The sequence below is a fragment of the Mesorhizobium sp. M0808 genome (assembly GCF_040320025.1).
Lineage (GTDB): Bacteria > Pseudomonadota > Alphaproteobacteria > Rhizobiales > Rhizobiaceae > Mesorhizobium.
In genome coordinates this window covers 76204-93127 of record NZ_JAMYOX010000015.1, presented here as the reverse complement: position 1 = coordinate 93127, position 16924 = coordinate 76204, and the positions used below count along the sequence as shown (strand labels likewise).

General features: G+C 61.1%; 26 protein-coding genes. 19 read left to right on the top strand and 7 right to left on the bottom strand.

What is annotated here, in order from left to right; all coding sequences use genetic code 11:
• Positions 1 to 3: 3 nt before the first annotated feature.
• From NKI25_RS18650 to NKI25_RS18595, 12 genes are read left to right on the top strand one after another with little or no spacing between them, the layout of a single operon-like run.
• Positions 4 to 282: a hypothetical protein gene (locus NKI25_RS18650; RefSeq protein WP_352998956.1), complete on the top strand. Its 279-nt coding sequence runs from the start codon at positions 4 to 6 to the stop codon at positions 280 to 282.
• Positions 279 to 827, top strand: a complete 549-nt coding sequence (locus NKI25_RS18645; protein ID WP_352998955.1) for an ASCH domain-containing protein — start codon at positions 279 to 281, stop codon at positions 825 to 827. Before NKI25_RS18650 ends, NKI25_RS18645 begins: the two co-directional genes overlap by 4 nt.
• Positions 824 to 1306 carry a hypothetical protein gene (locus tag NKI25_RS18640; protein ID WP_352998954.1) on the top strand — a complete coding sequence of 161 codons (483 nt, stop codon included), beginning with the start codon at positions 824 to 826 and terminating at the stop codon, positions 1304 to 1306. Before NKI25_RS18645 ends, NKI25_RS18640 begins: the two co-directional genes overlap by 4 nt.
• On the top strand, positions 1303 to 1671 hold the full coding sequence (locus tag NKI25_RS18635; RefSeq protein WP_352998952.1) for an HNH endonuclease: 369 nt from the start codon (positions 1303 to 1305) through the stop codon (positions 1669 to 1671). The genes NKI25_RS18640 and NKI25_RS18635 overlap by 4 nt, the downstream gene beginning before the upstream one ends.
• The gene (locus NKI25_RS18630; RefSeq protein ID WP_352998950.1) at positions 1668 to 1958 is read left to right on the top strand and encodes a hypothetical protein; all 291 of its coding nucleotides are present in this window, start codon (positions 1668 to 1670) and stop codon (positions 1956 to 1958) included. The genes NKI25_RS18635 and NKI25_RS18630 overlap by 4 nt, the downstream gene beginning before the upstream one ends.
• Positions 1955 to 2764, top strand: coding sequence for a hypothetical protein (locus NKI25_RS18625; protein ID WP_352998948.1), 810 nt, complete (start codon positions 1955 to 1957; stop codon positions 2762 to 2764). The genes NKI25_RS18630 and NKI25_RS18625 overlap by 4 nt, the downstream gene beginning before the upstream one ends.
• Entirely contained in the window at positions 2761 to 2988 is a 228-nt protein-coding gene (locus tag NKI25_RS18620) for a hypothetical protein (RefSeq protein ID WP_352622331.1), read from the top strand. Before NKI25_RS18625 ends, NKI25_RS18620 begins: the two co-directional genes overlap by 4 nt.
• Positions 2985 to 4166, top strand: coding sequence for a hypothetical protein (locus NKI25_RS18615; RefSeq protein ID WP_352998946.1), 1182 nt, complete (start codon positions 2985 to 2987; stop codon positions 4164 to 4166). The genes NKI25_RS18620 and NKI25_RS18615 overlap by 4 nt, the downstream gene beginning before the upstream one ends.
• Positions 4163 to 4741: a hypothetical protein gene (locus NKI25_RS18610; RefSeq protein ID WP_352998944.1), complete on the top strand. Its 579-nt coding sequence runs from the start codon at positions 4163 to 4165 to the stop codon at positions 4739 to 4741. The genes NKI25_RS18615 and NKI25_RS18610 overlap by 4 nt, the downstream gene beginning before the upstream one ends.
• On the top strand, positions 4738 to 5073 hold the full coding sequence (locus tag NKI25_RS18605; RefSeq protein ID WP_352998943.1) for a hypothetical protein: 336 nt from the start codon (positions 4738 to 4740) through the stop codon (positions 5071 to 5073). The genes NKI25_RS18610 and NKI25_RS18605 overlap by 4 nt, the downstream gene beginning before the upstream one ends.
• Positions 5070 to 5639, top strand: coding sequence for a hypothetical protein (locus NKI25_RS18600; RefSeq protein WP_352998941.1), 570 nt, complete (start codon positions 5070 to 5072; stop codon positions 5637 to 5639). The genes NKI25_RS18605 and NKI25_RS18600 overlap by 4 nt, the downstream gene beginning before the upstream one ends.
• Positions 5639 to 5899, top strand: coding sequence for a hypothetical protein (locus NKI25_RS18595; RefSeq protein WP_352998939.1), 261 nt, complete (start codon positions 5639 to 5641; stop codon positions 5897 to 5899). Before NKI25_RS18600 ends, NKI25_RS18595 begins: the two co-directional genes overlap by 1 nt.
• Before the next feature lie 3 nt (positions 5900 to 5902).
• Here NKI25_RS18595 and NKI25_RS18590 read toward each other — a convergent pair whose 3' ends face one another.
• Positions 5903 to 6136 (bottom strand): DUF982 domain-containing protein, encoded by a 234-nt coding sequence (locus NKI25_RS18590; RefSeq protein ID WP_352998937.1) that lies wholly within the window; start codon positions 6134 to 6136, stop codon positions 5903 to 5905.
• A 435-nt stretch (positions 6137 to 6571) separates the two neighbouring features.
• Here NKI25_RS18590 and NKI25_RS18585 point away from each other — a divergent pair, with 435 nt between their 5' ends.
• A complete protein-coding gene (locus tag NKI25_RS18585) occupies positions 6572 to 7618 on the top strand; it encodes a tyrosine-type recombinase/integrase (protein ID WP_352998935.1) in 1047 nt (348 codons plus the stop codon).
• Between the two features lie 72 nt (positions 7619 to 7690).
• Here the strand turns inward: NKI25_RS18585 and NKI25_RS18580 are convergent, their stop codons facing one another.
• The gene (locus tag NKI25_RS18580; protein ID WP_352998933.1) at positions 7691 to 7921 is read right to left on the bottom strand and encodes a hypothetical protein; all 231 of its coding nucleotides are present in this window, start codon (positions 7919 to 7921) and stop codon (positions 7691 to 7693) included.
• Between the two features lie 258 nt (positions 7922 to 8179).
• Between NKI25_RS18580 and NKI25_RS18575 the strand changes: the two genes are divergently transcribed.
• Both NKI25_RS18575 and NKI25_RS18570 read left to right on the top strand, forming a co-directional pair.
• Positions 8180 to 8431, top strand: a complete 252-nt coding sequence (locus NKI25_RS18575; protein ID WP_023675031.1) for a PepSY domain-containing protein — start codon at positions 8180 to 8182, stop codon at positions 8429 to 8431.
• Between the two features lie 127 nt (positions 8432 to 8558).
• Entirely contained in the window at positions 8559 to 9035 is a 477-nt protein-coding gene (locus NKI25_RS18570) for a hypothetical protein (RefSeq protein ID WP_023675030.1), read from the top strand.
• An 11-nt stretch (positions 9036 to 9046) separates the two neighbouring features.
• Here NKI25_RS18570 and NKI25_RS18565 read toward each other — a convergent pair whose 3' ends face one another.
• Positions 9047 to 10897 (bottom strand): L,D-transpeptidase family protein, encoded by a 1851-nt coding sequence (locus tag NKI25_RS18565; protein WP_352999038.1) that lies wholly within the window; start codon positions 10895 to 10897, stop codon positions 9047 to 9049.
• Positions 10898 to 11170: 273 nt separating this feature from the next.
• Positions 11171 to 11917, bottom strand: a complete 747-nt coding sequence (locus NKI25_RS18560) for a 3-oxoacyl-ACP reductase family protein (RefSeq protein WP_023675028.1) — start codon at positions 11915 to 11917, stop codon at positions 11171 to 11173.
• A 98-nt stretch (positions 11918 to 12015) separates the two neighbouring features.
• Here NKI25_RS18560 and NKI25_RS18555 point away from each other — a divergent pair, with 98 nt between their 5' ends.
• Positions 12016 to 12630 carry a TetR/AcrR family transcriptional regulator gene (locus NKI25_RS18555; RefSeq protein WP_352456750.1) on the top strand — a complete coding sequence of 205 codons (615 nt, stop codon included), beginning with the start codon at positions 12016 to 12018 and terminating at the stop codon, positions 12628 to 12630.
• A 34-nt stretch (positions 12631 to 12664) separates the two neighbouring features.
• On the opposite strand, the gene NKI25_RS18550 is transcribed toward NKI25_RS18555, so the two are convergent.
• The gene (locus NKI25_RS18550) at positions 12665 to 13573 is read right to left on the bottom strand and encodes an alpha/beta hydrolase (RefSeq protein WP_352456749.1); all 909 of its coding nucleotides are present in this window, start codon (positions 13571 to 13573) and stop codon (positions 12665 to 12667) included.
• A gap of 47 nt (positions 13574 to 13620) precedes the next feature.
• Here NKI25_RS18550 and NKI25_RS18545 point away from each other — a divergent pair, with 47 nt between their 5' ends.
• The gene (locus NKI25_RS18545; RefSeq protein ID WP_352448891.1) at positions 13621 to 14073 is read left to right on the top strand and encodes a MarR family winged helix-turn-helix transcriptional regulator; all 453 of its coding nucleotides are present in this window, start codon (positions 13621 to 13623) and stop codon (positions 14071 to 14073) included.
• 27 nt (positions 14074 to 14100) lie between these two features.
• On the opposite strand, the gene NKI25_RS18540 is transcribed toward NKI25_RS18545, so the two are convergent.
• Positions 14101 to 14712, bottom strand: a complete 612-nt coding sequence (locus NKI25_RS18540; protein WP_023675024.1) for a pyridoxamine 5'-phosphate oxidase family protein — start codon at positions 14710 to 14712, stop codon at positions 14101 to 14103.
• Between the two features lie 159 nt (positions 14713 to 14871).
• Here NKI25_RS18540 and NKI25_RS18535 point away from each other — a divergent pair, with 159 nt between their 5' ends.
• Complete coding sequence (locus NKI25_RS18535) at positions 14872 to 15300, top strand: nuclear transport factor 2 family protein (RefSeq protein WP_023675023.1); 429 nt, start codon at positions 14872 to 14874, stop codon at positions 15298 to 15300.
• Between the two features lie 23 nt (positions 15301 to 15323).
• On the opposite strand, the gene NKI25_RS18530 is transcribed toward NKI25_RS18535, so the two are convergent.
• Entirely contained in the window at positions 15324 to 15677 is a 354-nt protein-coding gene (locus tag NKI25_RS18530) for a gamma-butyrobetaine hydroxylase family protein (protein WP_023675022.1), read from the bottom strand.
• 199 nt (positions 15678 to 15876) lie between these two features.
• Between NKI25_RS18530 and moaA the strand changes: the two genes are divergently transcribed.
• Positions 15877 to 16872, top strand: a complete 996-nt coding sequence (gene moaA / locus NKI25_RS18525) for a GTP 3',8-cyclase MoaA (protein ID WP_031211306.1) — start codon at positions 15877 to 15879, stop codon at positions 16870 to 16872.
• Positions 16873 to 16924: the final 52 nt, after the last annotated feature.

Below are 16924 nucleotides of genomic sequence, written 5' to 3'. Positions count from 1 at the left end.
GCGATGAGCGGTTCAGCGCAATGCCCGCATCTGGACTTCCAGTTCAACGTCAAGGTCGCCCGGATCGAGGATGACACGATCAAGCAGGCCGACATCACCGGCAAGTGCATGAATTGCGACCAGCCGGTCGTCTTCCGCTGCGATCTGCCCATGGGCGTCAGTTGGACGCATCCGACGCTGTCGATCGACGCACAGGAGCTTCGCCTGCCGCTGGTCGTGCTCGGCGACGAGGTCGACGAGAAGAAGAAGCGCCCAAGTTTCAGCGTGAGGGAAATTCGATGACAATCACTGGAGCTTGTGGCTACAGCTTCATCCAATACCCTCGCTGGGCTCTCTCCGTTCGCCAGCCGTGGGCCTATTGCCTCGCCGCCGGCTGGAAAACAGTCGAGAACCGCTCATGGCGGGCTGGCAACCCTGGCTTGCGCTTTCGTGGACCGGTCGCGATCCACGCTTCAACCGGCATGACGCGCGATGAATACGAGGACTGCGCCGCTGTCTGCTCCGACAATGGCTACACCTGCCCGCCGCCGGCCGATCTTCTGCGCGGCGGCATCGTGGGCGTCGGGTGCGTCGACGATATCGTCTCTGAGCACGAAAGCCCGTGGTTCTTCGGTCCGAAGGCTTTGGTGATCGTCGGTGCGCAGCCGGTCGATTTCATCCCGGTAGGCGGTCGGCTCGGGTTCTTCGACTGGCGCGAGCTCCTGCCTTTCGCAAAGACCGACAAGCCGGTCGAACCGGCTAAGTGGATGCTTCCGCCGGAAGCCAAGGTGGCAAAGCCCAAACCGGAGAGACCGGCTGTCACCGGCCAGCAAGGAACACTGCTGTGACCTCAAAAGCCGCCTTCCGCCACGACGTCATCGCCGGCATGCACTGCCTAGTGCCGTGCGATGCTGACGGATTCGAAATGCTGCTCGCCATGAAGCGCGGCAAGGAGGTTCTGACCGAGATCCACACGCCGCGCAACGTCAGGCATCACCGGATGCTGTTCCTGCTCATGCGCCACGTCATCGACGGCGGCGCGTGGGAAGGCGACGAGGAAACCCTGCTCGACTGGATCAAATACGCCGTCGGCCACGTAAAAACCTCGATCGACCATCTCGGCAAGGTGCACTACGTGCCGAAGTCGATCGCCTTCGTCAGCATGGACCAGGCCGCGTTCCTGCGGTTTTTCGAGCGGGCCGTGTTCGCCATCTGCCACCGCCTGCTCGACGACGCCGAAGGCTGGGAAAAGCTTCGCGACGAGATCATCGAGATTGTTGACGGACGCTATGCCAGCCAGGCCAACCACATGGGACGAGCAGCATGAGCCGCCGCGAGTTTTCCCGCAAGGTGAGACAGGCCGCCATCAAGCGCGCCGCCGGCAAGTGCGAGAAGTGCTCGGCCGTGCTGAAATCGCGCGAAGGCGAGGTCGACCACATCCTGCCCGATATTCTCGGCGGCGAGCCGGTGCTGGCGAATGCGCAAGTCCTTTGCTCTGTCTGCCATGCCGAGAAAACAGCCGACGATATCCGCCGCACCAGGAAAGGCGATCGCCAGCGCGACAAGGCGTCAGGCGCCGTCCGGCCCGCCGGCAAGTTGTCCGGCCCGCAGTTTCGCAAACCCCAAAAGCCCGAGCGCGAGGCCAAGGCCATGCCGCCAAGGCGTTCCATTTATACAGCGAGGACGATATGACCCACACCGAAGATGAAGCCGAAATGAAATGGTGCCCGCAGGCACGCGTCGCCAATGGAGAGGCCGGCAACCGCTATTCGATGGATATCGACGCTGCCCGTGCGCACGCCTTCGCCAAATGCATCGGCTCAAACTGCATGCTGTGGCGCTGGGCGCAAAAGCCGAACCCGGATTGGAAGCCCAATCACAGCGCGATGTCGTGGCCGCCGCGAGACACGCGCTCCGATGCGCCGATGTACATTGATGACACGACGCGCGGCTACTGCGGATTGGGAGGCCGCCCATGACCACGCCAACGCAAGACGTACTTGACGGCATCACCGCTGACATCGAATTGCTGCGGATGGCCGTCGAAGCTGACGACCCAAAGGCCGAACTGATGATCAGGCTTGACGATGTCCGATCGGCGATTTCCAGCCTCAGCGCCACTCTCACCAAATCCAGCCCGGTTGAAGCTGTGGCGGTGAAGGGGCTGGAGTGGCGCGAGGAGCCAATCCCGCCAGCATGGGAATGCCTAGCGTCAACTGGTGTTGGTCTCTACTGCATCCCGCTTGGGCGCGATGTGTTTGAATTGCGATTTCGCGATCAGTGTACGCTCGGCGAGTTCGACACCCTTGAAGCCGCCAAGGCCGCAGCACAAGCCGACTTCGAATCTCGCATCCGAGCCGCTCTCGTAGCCACCCCGCCCGCCCCCGTGGTGCGTTATCAGCTCACGGCCATGATGCGCGGCCGTCGTACCAGACTTGTCATTTCGGGCGGAGACGACGCCTACACGACAACGGATCGCAAGGATGCTGAACGAGTGCTGGTGGAGGTCCAGAAACTATCCAAAGCATATACCGATGCCCATATCGAAGTTAACCCCACTCTAGAAGCGCCAACCGCCACCCCGCCCGCCCCAACATCGGCGGTGGATGTGGAGGTGGCGAAGGCGCTGGCAGATATCGAGACTATCTCTGACCGGTGCGTCAACGAAGAGTACTACACGTCGAAGATGGCGCTGAACGACATTGCCAACATTCGCAGCGTCATCAAGCGCGCCGCCCTCGCAGGAAACCCCTCTCTTCCCTCTGGTGGGGAGAAATCGTCATGAGCGAAGCAATCCGCAACTATCTCCCTTGGCTGCTGTCCGCCGTCACGATCTACATGACCGTCCTCGCCGGCAATAAGTCGCGTCATGCGTGGCTGTTCGGCCTTGGCAATCAAGCTCTCTGGCTCGCCTGGATAGTCAGTGCCAGCGCGTGGGGCCTGCTCCCGATGAATGCGGCCCTCTGGATCGTCTACGCCCGCAACCATTGGAAGTGGAACCGGCTATGAAATTACATCGTGACGTGCTCGCCGCTCATGCGTTATTCGGCGGCGATTTGGTAGGTATGCAGCGCCGCTATGACGCCTCTGTAGGGGATCAGGCATGGCAGAACATCGCCACTCTCAGCAATCCCGAAGCGCCAGCCGTGGTGGACGATGCGGCGGTAGAGCGTGCATGCGAGGCGTTCACATCGACGTGGGCTGATGAAGAGCCTTTCGCCAAAGCTCACTACCGCAAGAACATGACAGCCGCACTTTCAGCCGCTCTCGTAGCCACCCCGCCCGCACCGACGGACAGTACTCGACCTGACTATGATTTGAGGTGCGAGGAATGCGGTCGCGCGCACATCCTCGACACCGTAATCCCAAGCGGGATTTGGAACCAGATCGCCGAGCCCCATAACGTGCTCTGCACCGTTTGCATCGACAAGCGATTGCAGGCCAAGGGGCTAACCGCAGAAGCTGAATTCTACTTTGTCGGAGACGCCCTAGTCAGCAAGCTCTACGCCACCCCGCCGCCCCAAACATCGGCGGTGGATGGGGATACCATCGCCGCGATCATGGAAGATATCTGGACCATGGCGCGGTGCTCAAGCCCGACTGACCGGCAGTTCTGGGCCGACAAGTTCTGCGCCGCCCTCAATGCCCAAGCCGCCCCAACATCGGCGGTGGATGGGGAGATGGTGAAGGTGCTGACCCCAAAGATGGCCGAAGCAGGCCGAGCCAAACTTGTGGAACTCGGTTACGATGGAGTCGATTTTACCGACGCGCAACAGGTCTATCTCGCGATGCGCGACGCCGCCCCAACATCGGCGGTGGATGGACTGACGTATGCGCGTATTTCGGAGATCGTGCACGAGTGCCGGGACCGACAGCGCTCGGCCGGTGAAGGCGATCAGATGCTTTCGCGCTGGATCAGCGAAGCCCTCTCCAAGGCCCAAGCCGCACCGGTGGGGGAACTGTACCGCGAACTTTTGCTGCTGATGGAAAGCTATACGGCCTACGCAGGGGATGCCATCCCCGCAAGCATCCTTACACGATCCCAAGACTTACACGCTCGCCTGTCCGCTCTCGTAGCCACCCCGCCCGCTTCGGAAGCTTATCCGCCGAAGTCTCTACTGCAAACGGCCGAGCGTATAATCGATGCACAACGCGCCGAAAAGAAACGCAGAGGAATAGACCAATGAGCAGTGGCAAAACATTGACGGCCGAAATGTTGGCTGACGCTCTTGGCTGTTTCTGGAATGCAGCCATAGGCGATGCGCGGGACAAGCAGGACAGCAGGGTCTTGGCGGTTGCCAGTTCTATGGCAGAAGGGTTCGCAGCTATAGAAAGTCGCCTTCGCGAGCAGGCTGAGCCCGCCATAACATCGGCGGTGGATGGGGAGGTGCTGAAGGCGCTGCGGAAAGCCGAGCAATTTATCGCCAACGGCATTGAGTTGGGTTTCATCCGCATGCCGGATGCCAACACCCCGGACAGTGCGCACGATACCTTGCCTTTGATCCGCGCCGCCCTCTCCCAAGCTCAAGCCGTCCCTGCCAGCATGGGTGCGGCGGGGGAGATAGTGGTGTGGGCCGTCGGGCGGTGGAACGCCGAGGTGAAGGACCGGCCACTCGTCAATGTCCACAGGCGGTCGCTCGACGACAGTTGGCGCCAGGTCATCCGTCATTTTGGTGGCAACGCCAAGGAACTCTGCGGACCCGCTCATGACGAGCTGGTCGCCCTCGCAGGAAATCCCTCTGGTGGGGAGAAATCGTCATGAACGCAAACCTTGCCGATCTCGATCCGATGCTAGACCCACGGCATCCGCAGCCTGATCAAAAATACCAGACGCTATCCTTCCGTTGTCCGCTTTGCGGCAAGGGTGCAGTTCAGATTGATATCTGGTCAGGCCAAGCCGGAGATGTGGTGCTGACGACTGGCGCGCCACCTCGCCGGCTGTGGCACGCAGAACAAGACGAGCACAAGGGTTGGGATTCGCTCACCATAACTCCCAGCATCGACGCCAGTGACCAGCCGCACAAGGGCTTTGACGGCAATCCGTGCCCTGGTTGGCACGGCTTCATCACCCTGGGAAAGGCTGTCCTGGCATGACCACCAACAACGAAACACCCACCGCACCAGAATACCAGAACAGCAAGCCAGGCGAAGCGTGGAACGCGGCCTATGCTCTCCCTGTAGGGGATGCTGCCGAGGCCGTAGCATGGCGTGGCGTTGTCGAGGGGCGCACGGCGTTCCTTTGCCGGACGAAGGATGAAATTGACCGGCTCGCTTCGGATTACAACGCGACAATTGAGCCGCTCTTCGCCCACCCGCTCCCCAATGCAATGCGTGAAGCCGCCGACCACATAGCCAGCCTCGAAGCTGAGAATGCCAGGCTGGCACGGCTGGCCGAGCATCATTCGGATTTGCGCGAGCAATATCTAGCTGAGGCCACCGCATCCGAAGCCGAACGGGAAGCACTGAGAGAGGCGCTGGCGCCGTTCGAGGAGTTGGCAGACGAAGGCAACGAGGACCAGCTGGACGACACGAAGGTCATCGTGCACGCGGGCCGTTCGATAGTCTATACCTTGCGTCTATCCGATCTCCGTCGCGCTCGGGCAACTCTCCGCGCTCTCCTTCCCCGCCAGGATCGCCTCTCTGGAAAGGGAGAGGGGTGATGAAGATGCGCGAGGGAACGGTTTACCAATCGGTCGGCTGGGGTGGCTACATAGGTTGGCCAGCTGACGCTAAACCAGACATCCGGCCGAACATAGACGGGCCGCTGCTCATCATGCGCAACGGCGAATTGCATTGGCTTAACTGGCGCGAGCGCTGGCAATTCTGGCGCGGCAAGACCGACGCCGAACGGCTTGAGCGCAAATACCGACCGGCTTTAGCCGTCATGGCCGCTGCTGTCCTGTCGCGGGAGGCGGTGTAGATGTTACCCCTCCCGCCAAGCCTTAGCCTCAACGGCAGCCTCAACAAAAGCCTGTCGCGCTTCTGCAATGGCTTCCGGGGTAGGCTCATCGATCGCCCGAGCGCAGATCACGTAGGCAGAGCGAAGCTTTTTGCGCACCGGCCATTTCTGCATTTCCTCCAAGGCAGATTCGACGCTGTTTACACCGCGCATCCTGCCGGGAGCGGATTTGATCTTTACGGGCGCAAACCAGAGCATGGGGGCGTCCTGTGAGCGTGCGACTGACATCTGATACTTTGCGCGCGCTGAAGATCATTGCTGAGCGTCCAGCACATGAGCTCCAAGAGCAACCTATTGCCTCGCTTGGATACCTTGTCCATCTAGGCTACGCAACTCGAACACCATTCACATCCCGCAGGCGATCAGGCAAGATCGATCCTTGCTGGGAAGTCCGAATTACAGATGCCGGCCGTGCATATCTGGCACGAGATGGCGGGAGGGCAAGGTGACGCGAACCCTTCCCGCATGGACCGAAGGCTTGGTGCCCATCGATATGGACGGCGCCGCGATCCTGCTTGGCGTGTCCAGGCGGTTCCTTGTGGACGAAATCAAGGACAATCCGCATTTTGAGCGACGTGGCGTCAAGAAGGTGTTCTATCCTGAACACATCGCCCTGCTGCGGGAGAAGATATCATGCCGGGCCTCAAAGTCGAATGGCGCGACGGAATTGCCTACGCCACCGGGACCTTCAACGGAAAGCGCATACGAAAGAGCCTTAAAACTCGCAACCCAGCCGAAGCCGAAGAGCAAAGAGCCATCTACGAGGCGAAGCTCTACAAACGTAGTACCTATGGCGAGGCTGCCGTCCGGACCTTCGAAGAAGCAGCCGTGAGCTATCTCGAACAGGGCGGCGAAGGTCGCTATGTTCCCAAGGTTCTGAAACATTTCAAGGGCCGCGCGGTCGGATCGATCATGCCGGCCGAGATACGTGGTGCTGCGCTGACGCTCTATCCGAAGGCTTCGGCCTCGACGCGCAACAGGCAAGCCGTGACCCCCGCCCGATCGATCATCAACCACGCTCATGATTTGGGATGGTGCGGCCCGGTCAAGGTGAAGCAGTTCGATGTTGCGAAATCGCGAAAGAACAAGCCTGTCGATCGGGATTGGATGACGAAGTTCCTTGCCGAATCCGACAAGAGCGGCCTGCCCCACCTGTCGGCCTGTGTCCTGTTCATGCAACAGACAGGTGCGCGCGTCTCGGAAGCGATCAACCTTCTTGGCGAATTCGTGGATCTTGGCGCCCGCGTGGCGATGCTGGAGAAGACGAAGACCGACGAATGGTCGCCGCGCTACCTCACAGCCGAGCTCGTAGCCAGGATGGCAGCGCTGGGCCTAGAGAAGGGCAAGAGGGTGTTTGGCTATACCGACCGGCAAGCGGTCAACAGACGCATCAAGGCTGTCTGCAAGCGGGCCAAGATCGAGCCAAGATCGAGCCATGCGGCTGGCCGGCACTCTTTTGCGACGAACGCAATCAACGGCGGCGCGCGGATCAAAGAGGCTATGGACGCGGGCGGTTGGAAGTCGGCCAGCCTGTTCATGCAAACCTATGTCCACAGCGAGGAAGCCGGGCGAAATGTCGCCGGGATTTTCGACCGCGAAGCTGGCTTGTTTGACGCGAAACAGGTACAGTCCATAAAGAAGAAGCGTGTAAGGTTCGGAAAACAAAAGGGAAAGTCGTGACCGGCATTCTGCCTTCACACGGGTGGGGTCGCAGGTTCAATCCCTGCATCGCCCACCATCTGCTTTCCTGAATCAATTCCAAGTCAGAGCGGCTAGCAGCTGCAGGTAGCCCCCCTCGCCGCCAAAATTCTTTTGGGCGAAATTCAAAGCGCTGCCTCTCGTATAGCTCTGGAACTGGCAAACGTTGGAGCCGGCCCGCACCTTCATCTGCTCGATATCCCAGAACGAAACCTCGATGCGGTCGTCGGCGCAATAGACCGTATAGCGTTCAGGTTCTAGCGCCTCGGCTTTCTGGACAGGCATCGAAATGGCCGGAATGGAAAATATGAAAAGTACAAATATGATGGCATGACGCATTTGCATGTAAAACCCCGAATGACCACCGGCACTATTACGGCCGCGATGTTGAGGCGACGCATCATGATTTTAAGCAGTCGCCGTGTTCTTTCGGCAGCCATAAATCAGGTACGGACGGCGCCTCCTTGTAACGCAACGGTCCGCTATCCCGGAACAAACCTGCATAGAAACGAGTTTCTGCTGATCGAGATGTGAGGGAAAGCCATGTCCAGACTTGTTTTGGCGGCCGCCGTGCTGCTTGTCGGCGGATCGGCCTTTGCCGCGGACGAAAATCCGGTGCCGCCGCAGAATGCCAAGAAGCTGTCGGAAATCATCGCCAAGGTCGAGCAGCGCGACGACTTCCGCTACATCAAGGAAATCGATTGGGACAGCGATGGCTACACCGTCATTTATTACACGAGCGACAAGGCGAAAGTCGAAATCACCTACGATCCGGTGACAGCCGCGCCGAAATGAAGCTGGGCGCCAACGGTCCAGATTCTAAAAAATGGCGCGCCTCGAAGGCCCCCGGCCTTCGGCAGACGCTTGCGTAGATATGACTTTGATGGCTGACTGAGTGCTATCATTGCGCGCGGGGGTGGGCATGGCGACGGTAAAGCACGTATTGAAACGCTTTCTGATGATGCTCGCGGGTTATTTCATAGCGGTACTGGTTGGGCTGATCGCGGTGGCGGCGATCTATGGCGGGCTGAGTTCGCTGCCAAATGCGCCGAATTATTTCGACGTCATGGGTGTCACCCCCGTTGCGGTGCTGCTGTTGCCGCCGCTAGGCATGTTCATCTATTTTCTGACGATCGTGCTGACCGGCTTGCAGACGCTGATCTTCGCACTGATTGCCGAGTTTTTCTCGCTGCGCAATTTTTGGCTGCACATGGTCTTCGGCGGGGCGGCCGCGGTTGGCGGCTTCGCCTTGATCTGGCCCAGTGTACCGGATGACACGAACCCGGAGCGCTGGGCCGATATCGGCATCATTGCCGCCGCAGGCGTTGTCGCGGGCTTGGTCTATTGGCTCATCGCCGGACGCGATGCCGGTTTCCGGCGTCCACTGTTTCAGCGCTAGAACCGCATTCGTCAGCTTGCCGGCGAACGCACCGCTTCCGTGCTGTCGAGCGCCTGCTGCAGCCTTGTATCGCGGCCGTAGACGTCATTGAAATATTCTACCTTGCCGGACAGGTCCGGCCATGCGGTGAAATAGGCGACATAGACCGGGATCTTGCGTGTCACGTCCTCGGTCGAATGTCCGTGTTTCAGTTTGTCCTCGATGTAGTCGACCGAGGTGCCGAGCACGGCAGCGGCCATGCCGCGCGGATCCTGCAAGCGAACGCAGCCATGGCTGAGCGCACGCATGTCGCGCTGGAAAAACGACTTCTGCGGCGTATCGTGCATGTAGATTGCATGCTTGTTGGGGAACAGTATCTTCAGCTCGCCCAGCGCGTTGGCCTCGCTCGGCAGCTGGCGCACGCCGTAGGGTATCTTTGCGCCGTAGGCGCCCCAATTGACCGAGGACGAGGGAATGCGCTTGCCGCGGGCATTGACCACCTCGTAGCCGGCGCGGTCGAGATAGCCAGGATCCCGGCGCAGCCGCGGCAGCATCTCGTTGACCAGGATCGACTGCGGCACGCCCCAATAGGGATGGAAGTCGACCTGCTCTATCTGGTCATAGAAGAAAGCAGTCTGGTTGGTGGGCCTGCCAACCACGGCGCGGGTCTTCAGCTTCTCCTCGCCATCATCGATATAGCTCGCGGTGAAAGCCGGCTGGTTGATGAAGACGCGCGGGCTGCCAAGGTCGGAAGGCAACCAGCGCAACTCTTCGAGCGCAACCCGAACCTTCTGAATTTTGTCGGCCTTGGACGTTCCGGCCAACGATGCAACGGTACGCGGGCCGATGACGCCGTCGCCTTTCATGCCGGCCCGTTTCTGCACCGCCTTGATCACCGGCACCAGCTCCGGATCGTAGACCTCGCTGGTAGCGAGCCTCGCCAGGACCTCGCCATAGGCGCCGCCCATCTCGTCATCGAGATTGCGCGCGATCTTTGTCAAAAGCTTCGGCAGCTCGGGGCTGGTCTGCCCCGGCTTCAACAGCAGATTGGGATCGATGGTGATTTCGTCTTCGGCGCTGGCCTGGAGCGCTTCCAGTTCGACGCGCAGCGCCTGATACTCGGAATTCTGTGGATGCCGTGACTCGAGATAAGTGCGCACTTGCTGGGTATGGGCCAGCGTCTTCAGCACCCCTTCCATGTCGAGCGGCTTCGGCGGAAAATCGTAGTAGCCGGTCATGCGGTTGGGATCGATGCGGCCGCTTTGTGCGTCACGGGCGTAGCGCAGGACACGCGCCGACAGCGCCATCTCGAAGCGGACCAGCTCTTTCAGGCGTTCATCGACATTGCCCGCCGATGTGCCTGCTGCCGGAACTTCGACGGTGTAGTCGGCGGGCGTCAGGCCGTAGCTCGCGGCCTCGCCCAGCACCCGCACGGCATCCTGGGCACGGCTGCTGGGACTGGTTCCCGTCACCCAGATGAAATCCGGATTGGCCGAGTAATAGGCGATCAGCGCCTTGGCGGTGTCCTTCTCGGCGTAGAGGTCATAGCCGTCGAGGCCGGCAATGGCTTCGCGGAATGCAGCCCCGGTGGCCGCCGGCTCGAAAGCAGCGTCCTGAGGCGTTGCTGGTTCAGGCGCTGCCGACAGGGCCGAAAAATCGACGCGCACCAGCGGATCGCTCTTGTAGGTATAATAGGACGGGCCGCTGATTTGCGCACCACCACCGCCCCCACCACCGGAAGCGGCCGGCGCCTTGGGCTTCGGCTTGTATTTTGACGGTGGCGGCGGAAAGTTACCTTTCGGCGGTGCGTGTTTGACGCCGCCGCCGAAAAGCATGTCGAAGAACCCTTGCGCTTCAGCCTTCGGCGCCCCGAAGGCCAGCATTGCCGCGGCCACCGCAAACGGCAGCACGGTTGCTTTGTTTCCAAAGAGTTTCGTGGATCACCCGCTCCGGTTGAACCGGATCCCGTTCCGCACCGCTTTCACGGTCTCGCCCACCCCATGGCGGATGTAAGGCGTGACTACACTGATTCATACTGATTTCGTTAAGCTTTCATAAATTTCGGAACGTCTGTTGCAGAACGGTTTCACAACGTCGTGACGGGGGAGCGAATCCGCCGTCGCTCCCGTCCAATGGTAGTGCCCGTGAGCCAAACCTCAAGCGTTGGCGCCGCCGTCGATGGTCAATGCCGCGCCTGTCACGAAGCGCCCTTCGGGGCCGGCAAGCCACGCAACCATGCCGGCGATCTCGTCGGCCGTGCCGAAGCGAGGCATCGCCATCTTCTGGCGCTGATGCTCGGCGTGCGGGCCGCCTGCCGGATTCATGTCGGTATCGGTCGACCCCGGATGGACGACATTGGCGGTGATGCCGCGCGGACCGAGATCGCGTGCAAAGGCCTTGGTCAGGCCAACCAAGGCAGCCTTGCTGGCCGAATAGGCGCTCAGGCCGGCGTCCGTGGCACGCTCGGCCAGATTGCTGCCGATCGAGATGATCCGGCCACCCTCGCCCATATGCGCTGCTGCCGCCTTGGCGGCGACGAACGGGGCTCTGAGGTTGACCTCCATTGTCTCATCGAAATCGGCAAGCGACAGGACATCGATCGGCGCAGCGCGCCAGATGCCGGCGCTATTGACCAGGATGTCGAGCCGTCCGAAGGCTTTTGCTGCCTCATCGACTGCCGCCTCGATCGCACCAGCATCGCGATTGTCGGCCTTGATGGCAAAGGTCCGGCCGCCGGCCGCCTCGATTTCCCTGACCACCGCACGCGCCCCTTCCTCGCCATTCACATAGGTGATCGCCACGCCTGCGCCGTCGGCCGCGAGCCTTCTTGCGATCGCCGCACCAATGCCGCGGCTGCCGCCGGTGACGAGGGCGGCCTTGCCGTTCAAGCTTCTGGATGACATCTGCTTCTCCATTTTGTAGTGATTGATACATAAATATCTGCCAGCCTTGCTGAACCACGTCAACTGAATTATGTATCGATCAATACAGAAAGGATGCCATGCCGGAACGAGGCCGCCCCCGCACCTTCGATCGAGCCGCCGCCTTGCGGCGCGCAATGGAAGTGTTTTGGGCCAAGGGTTATGAGGGCGCGTCGATAAGCGACCTGACCGCTGCAATGGGCATCAACTCACCCAGCCTCTATGCCGCCTTCGGCAGCAAGGAAGCGCTGTTTCTCGAGGCAACCGAGCTTTACACGCGGGTCGAGGGAACCGAGATCTGGTCTGCGCTGGAAAAGGCGCCGACCGCGCGCCAGGCCGTCGAACGGTTCCTGCGGCAGACTGCCAGGGCCTATTCACAGACCGGTCGTCCGCAAGGCTGCCTTATCGCGCTCGGCGCATTGCACCAGGACTCAAGCCGCGGCGCCATCTGCGATGATCTGCGCCGTCGCCGCGCCGAAAACCGCGAAGCCTTGCTGAGACGGCTCGAGCGTGGCGTGGCCGAGGGGGAGTTGCCGGCTGATTTCGACTGCGGTACGGCCGCGACCTTCTACGCCACCGTGCAGCACGGCATGTCGATCCAGGCGCGCGACGGCGCGTCGCGCTCGGCTCTTCTGGCGACGGTGGACGGGGCAATGGCGGCTTGGATAGCGATGGCCAGCACCGGGGCGGCGTGACGGTCGAAACCGGCTGACAAGAACGATATTCAGGTCACTGCAGAGACGGCTCCAGCCTGCCGGCAACGAAGCCAACGGCACGCTCCACCACACCCCTGTCGGCGAGAATGCGGCGGTGGCCGAGCCCGTCGGCCCAGTAAAGCCGCACATGGTCTCCGGCGCGCGTGTAGAGCCTTGCATGCTCGGCGGAAACTTCGCGGTCGTCCGGCGCGTGGATCACCAGCGTCGGCAGCGGCGTGCTTGCGAGCTGGCGGTCACCGGTGAACTCGTGCAACGGCCGGCCGGCGATGCGCTCGACCCGGTCGGCCATGGCGGCCTGCGAGCGCGAGCCGACATTCAGCATGCGGCTGAAATCAGCGAAGATCGCCGGCAGCGAGCTCGGCGCGGCGATAAGCACCAGACGCCCGGCCGCCAATCGCGGGATGTTCCTGATCGAACCGGCGACGGCGTTGGCGGCAACGGCACCACCAAAGGAATGGCCGACAATGGCCGCGAACGGGCCGAACCATTCGCCGGCAACCCGTGCCGCATCGACCGCACTGACCAGGGTAAGCCGGCGGCCCTGCGACTGGCCGTGGCCCGGCAGATCGAGCGAGACCACCTTGTAGCCGGCATCGCGATAGGCTTCGATCAGCGTGCGCATGTATTCGGTGCGCGAACGCCAACCATGGATGACGAGCACGGTGCCGGCAGTCGCCCTGCCCGGCTCGGGCCGGAATTCATGCACCATGACGCAGCCGGTTCTGGTCTTTAGCCGGTGATGGCGTGCCTGGGTCATGAAATCGGCGGCGCGATCAATTGCGCGGCGCTCGCCTTTGCTCAAGCTCTTCTCGTGCGGCGTGCGGCAGAACAGCTCGAATGCAGCACGCCCGGTGAGTCGCGGTGCCACATGCTCAGCCACGCCGAACGTGCCGCGGATGACCTTCAGTCCAAATGATGCCATAGTGGCGATCCATTCATTGGTTCAAGCATGAACATAATAGTTCAAACATGAACATTAAGCAAGACCTGCCCTGGGACAACCCGCGTTTTCGCAACTGGGTCGCGGTGGCGCGCGCCTGCCATGTGGTGGAACGCACCCTGGCGGTGAAGCTTGCGCCGCTCGACCTGAAGCCGGCGCAGCTCGACGTGCTGATGAACCTCTACCGTCATCCCGGCATGTCGCAGCACGACCTTGCTCGTCGGCTGCTGGTCGGCCGCTCCAACATCACTATGCTTTTGCCTCAGCTGGAGACCCGTGGCCTGCTGCGCCGCGAGGGCGACGAGAAGGACAAGCGCGTGCTGAGGCTGACGTTGACAGAGGCCGGCGAGGCACTGCTGATGCAGGCGCTGAAGGTCCATATGGCGCTGATCGAGAAGGCGATGAGCCAGTCGACGCCGGAACAATGTGACATGATCGGCGAACAGATGCGTAGGATTGCCGAGGTTTTGAAGACCGCCTGACAGCCCAGTGCTCCACCACCAAATGCTTCACCACATCGATTTTTTCGCGCGCTCGGGCCATTCCTTGTCGTAGACCTCGCCGTCAATGTTCTTGCGGCTGGTGATTTCCAGGATTTGGCCGGGAGTCGGCAGCGATCTCGGGTCGACATGCCTTGCCGGATTCCACAGTTCCGATCGGTGGATGGCGCGGGCGCACTGGAAATAAACCGCATCGATCTCGATGATCGTCACCGAGCGCGCCGGCTTGCCCTCGACGGCGAACGAGGCGCAGAGCCCGGTATCGGTGGTGATGTGGGCGCGGCCATTGACGCGCAGCGTCGTGCCGGAACCCGGCACCAGGAACAGGAGCGCGACGCGCGGATCGCGAAGGATGTTCCTTAGCGAATCGGCACGGTTGTTGCCGCGCCGGTCCGGCATCATCAGCGTTTTCGGATCATGGATGCGGACGAACCCGGCGAGATCGCCGCGCGGCGAGCAGTCCAGCCCTTCTGGCCCGCAGGTTGCGAGCGCGGCAAACGGCGAAGCCTCGATGATAGCTGCGTATTCGCGAATCAGCTGGTCGAGTTCCTTGACCACCGACGCCTCGCCGGGCAGGCCATAGAGCGCTTCAAGCTGTTCGATGCTGGTGATCATGGACATGTTTTCGTCTCCAAAGCTTTGCCGGCGCTACTCCAGATGGATGACGTTTTCACGACAAGTGCCCGTTTGCCGGTCATCAGGAAACGGGTGTCGAGGCAACGCAAACAAGGGCAAACCGCTTTACCTGCATGATCGTGCCCATGGATACGGAGGTCAAAAATGGATAAACCGCTCGACCGGCGACGCACCGCCATGGAACTTATTGAAAACATGTTCAATGTTGAAATGCGTTTCCTGCAATCAGGGTCGGAGAGCCTCGATGTGCTTGCCGGCGCATTTCATGCCGAGATTGTCGTGCATGAGCCGCGCTCCCTGCCCTATGCCGGTGACTGGAACGGCCTCGACGGCGTTGGCGCCCTTTTCCGCAAAATGCGGGAAATCTGGAGCGACGTGGCGGTGGAGGACCTTCAGGTCGCCCAAAACGATGACACGGTGTTCATGAGCTGCTCGCTTTCGCTGACATCGCGGGCCAATGGTGCAACCATCAAACAGCCGTTTGCCGAAGTCTTGCGCTTCAAGGATGATCGGCTGATCGAAGGTACGCCGTTTTATCACGACACCAGCGAGATACTGGCAATCCTGCGTTGACCTGAGAGTCCTGCGGGATCCATTCAACGGTCGCGGCTCAGCCCCTTCTCTTCCAGTTCGGCGAGATAGGCGGCCCAGCGTGCATCCTTCTCATGACCCAGCGTATGCAGGTAATTCCAGGTGAAGATGCCGGTATCATGGAAATCGTCGAAGGTGATGCGCACGGCATAATTGCCGACCGGCTCGATCTTCAGAATCGTTACATTGCGCTTGCCGGGAACGGTGACGCGCTGTTCGGGCGAATGGCCCTGCACCTCGGCCGATGGCGAGGCGACGCGCAGCAGCTCGGCCGACAATTCGAACGGCTGATGGCCCGGAAAGGTGACGGAAAGCAGCTTGCGGTCCTTCGAGACCCTGAGTTCTTTTGGCGCTGTCATGCTGATGGATCCTGCGGAATACCACCCTTCCCTACGCCGCTTCGCGTCGAGGGAACAGGCCGTTTCAGAACTTCCGACATGATCTGTCGGCGTCGGAATGTTACCGATGATCGCGAGCTTCTATCTTGAATGCCAAGTTGGCTCGTATCACATAGCCATATATAACGAAGCCGTTCACGCCCACGGGAAGCGCACAAGCATGGATATGATCGATCCTTTCGGTCGCACGATCACCTACCTGCGCGTGTCGGTCACCGACCGCTGCGATTTCCGCTGCACCTATTGCATGGCCGAGGACATGACGTTCCTGCCGAAGAAGGACCTGCTGTCGCTGGAAGAGCTCGACCGGCTCTGCACGGTCTTCATCGAAAAGGGTGTGCGCAAGCTCCGCCTCACCGGCGGTGAGCCGCTTGTGCGCAAGAACATCATGCACCTGGTACGCCAGCTTTCGCGGCATCTCGAGAGTGGTGCACTGGAAGAGCTGACGCTGACCACCAACGGATCGCAGCTTTCCCGCTTTGCCACCGAGCTCGCCGACTGCGGCGTCAAGCGCATTAACGTCTCGCTCGATACCCTCGATGCCGACAAATTCCGCCAGATCACCCGCTGGGGCAATCTGGACAAGGTCATGGACGGCATCGACGCCGCGCAGGCGGCCGGGCTGAAGGTAAAGCTCAACGCCGTGGCGTTGAAGGACTTCAATGACGCCGAATTGCCGGAAATGCTGCGCTGGGCGCATGGCCGCGGCATGGATCTGACGGTCATCGAAACCATGCCGATGGGCGAGATCGACGCCGACCGCACCGACCAGTATTTGCCGCTGTCGCTGCTGCGCGCGGCTCTCGAACGCCAGTTCACGCTAAGCGACATTCCCTACAAGACCGGTGGCCCGGCCCGCTATGTCCAAGTCGCCGAGACCGGCGGACGGCTGGGCTTCATCACGCCGATGACGCATAATTTCTGCGAAAGCTGCAACCGGGTCCGGCTGACCTGCACCGGCACCCTTTACATGTGCCTCGGCCAGGAAGATGCCGCCGACCTGCGCGCGCCGCTGCGTGCGTCGGAAGGCAACGAGCTGGTCGCCGATGCCATCGACGAAGCAATCGGCCGCAAGCCCAAAGGCCACGACTTCATCATCGATCGCCGCACCAACCGTCCGTCGGTGTCGCGGCATATGAGCGTCACCGGCGGCTGATTTTTCGCCGATTTCGTGCAAGAATAATCGCCTTGGTATCGGCGCGAGGCAA

Coding starts and splice junctions, on each gene's coding strand:
- NKI25_RS18550 (WP_352456749.1), bottom strand. CDS start 13,573: ATGGCATCATTTGGACTGAAGGTCATCCGCGGCACGTTCGGCGTGGCT.
- NKI25_RS18615 (WP_352998946.1), top strand. CDS start 2,985: ATGAAATTACATCGTGACGTGCTCGCCGCTCATGCGTTATTCGGCGGC.
- NKI25_RS18645 (WP_352998955.1), top strand. CDS start 279: ATGACAATCACTGGAGCTTGTGGCTACAGCTTCATCCAATACCCTCGC.
- NKI25_RS18535 (WP_023675023.1), top strand. CDS start 14,872: ATGGATAAACCGCTCGACCGGCGACGCACCGCCATGGAACTTATTGAA.
- NKI25_RS18585 (WP_352998935.1), top strand. CDS start 6,572: ATGCCGGGCCTCAAAGTCGAATGGCGCGACGGAATTGCCTACGCCACC.
- NKI25_RS18650 (WP_352998956.1), top strand. CDS start 4: ATGAGCGGTTCAGCGCAATGCCCGCATCTGGACTTCCAGTTCAACGTC.
- NKI25_RS18600 (WP_352998941.1), top strand. CDS start 5,070: ATGACCACCAACAACGAAACACCCACCGCACCAGAATACCAGAACAGC.
- NKI25_RS18570 (WP_023675030.1), top strand. CDS start 8,559: ATGGCGACGGTAAAGCACGTATTGAAACGCTTTCTGATGATGCTCGCG.
- NKI25_RS18530 (WP_023675022.1), bottom strand. CDS start 15,677: ATGACAGCGCCAAAAGAACTCAGGGTCTCGAAGGACCGCAAGCTGCTT.
- NKI25_RS18565 (WP_352999038.1), bottom strand. CDS start 10,897: ATGCTGGCCTTCGGGGCGCCGAAGGCTGAAGCGCAAGGGTTCTTCGAC.
- NKI25_RS18555 (WP_352456750.1), top strand. CDS start 12,016: ATGCCGGAACGAGGCCGCCCCCGCACCTTCGATCGAGCCGCCGCCTTG.
- NKI25_RS18575 (WP_023675031.1), top strand. CDS start 8,180: ATGTCCAGACTTGTTTTGGCGGCCGCCGTGCTGCTTGTCGGCGGATCG.
- NKI25_RS18635 (WP_352998952.1), top strand. CDS start 1,303: ATGAGCCGCCGCGAGTTTTCCCGCAAGGTGAGACAGGCCGCCATCAAG.
- NKI25_RS18560 (WP_023675028.1), bottom strand. CDS start 11,917: ATGTCATCCAGAAGCTTGAACGGCAAGGCCGCCCTCGTCACCGGCGGC.
- NKI25_RS18545 (WP_352448891.1), top strand. CDS start 13,621: ATGAACATTAAGCAAGACCTGCCCTGGGACAACCCGCGTTTTCGCAAC.
- NKI25_RS18595 (WP_352998939.1), top strand. CDS start 5,639: ATGAAGATGCGCGAGGGAACGGTTTACCAATCGGTCGGCTGGGGTGGC.
- NKI25_RS18630 (WP_352998950.1), top strand. CDS start 1,668: ATGACCCACACCGAAGATGAAGCCGAAATGAAATGGTGCCCGCAGGCA.
- NKI25_RS18620 (WP_352622331.1), top strand. CDS start 2,761: ATGAGCGAAGCAATCCGCAACTATCTCCCTTGGCTGCTGTCCGCCGTC.
- NKI25_RS18625 (WP_352998948.1), top strand. CDS start 1,955: ATGACCACGCCAACGCAAGACGTACTTGACGGCATCACCGCTGACATC.
- NKI25_RS18580 (WP_352998933.1), bottom strand. CDS start 7,921: ATGCCTGTCCAGAAAGCCGAGGCGCTAGAACCTGAACGCTATACGGTC.
- moaA (WP_031211306.1), top strand. CDS start 15,877: ATGGATATGATCGATCCTTTCGGTCGCACGATCACCTACCTGCGCGTG.
- NKI25_RS18590 (WP_352998937.1), bottom strand. CDS start 6,136: ATGCTCTGGTTTGCGCCCGTAAAGATCAAATCCGCTCCCGGCAGGATG.
- NKI25_RS18610 (WP_352998944.1), top strand. CDS start 4,163: ATGAGCAGTGGCAAAACATTGACGGCCGAAATGTTGGCTGACGCTCTT.
- NKI25_RS18605 (WP_352998943.1), top strand. CDS start 4,738: ATGAACGCAAACCTTGCCGATCTCGATCCGATGCTAGACCCACGGCAT.
- NKI25_RS18540 (WP_023675024.1), bottom strand. CDS start 14,712: ATGTCCATGATCACCAGCATCGAACAGCTTGAAGCGCTCTATGGCCTG.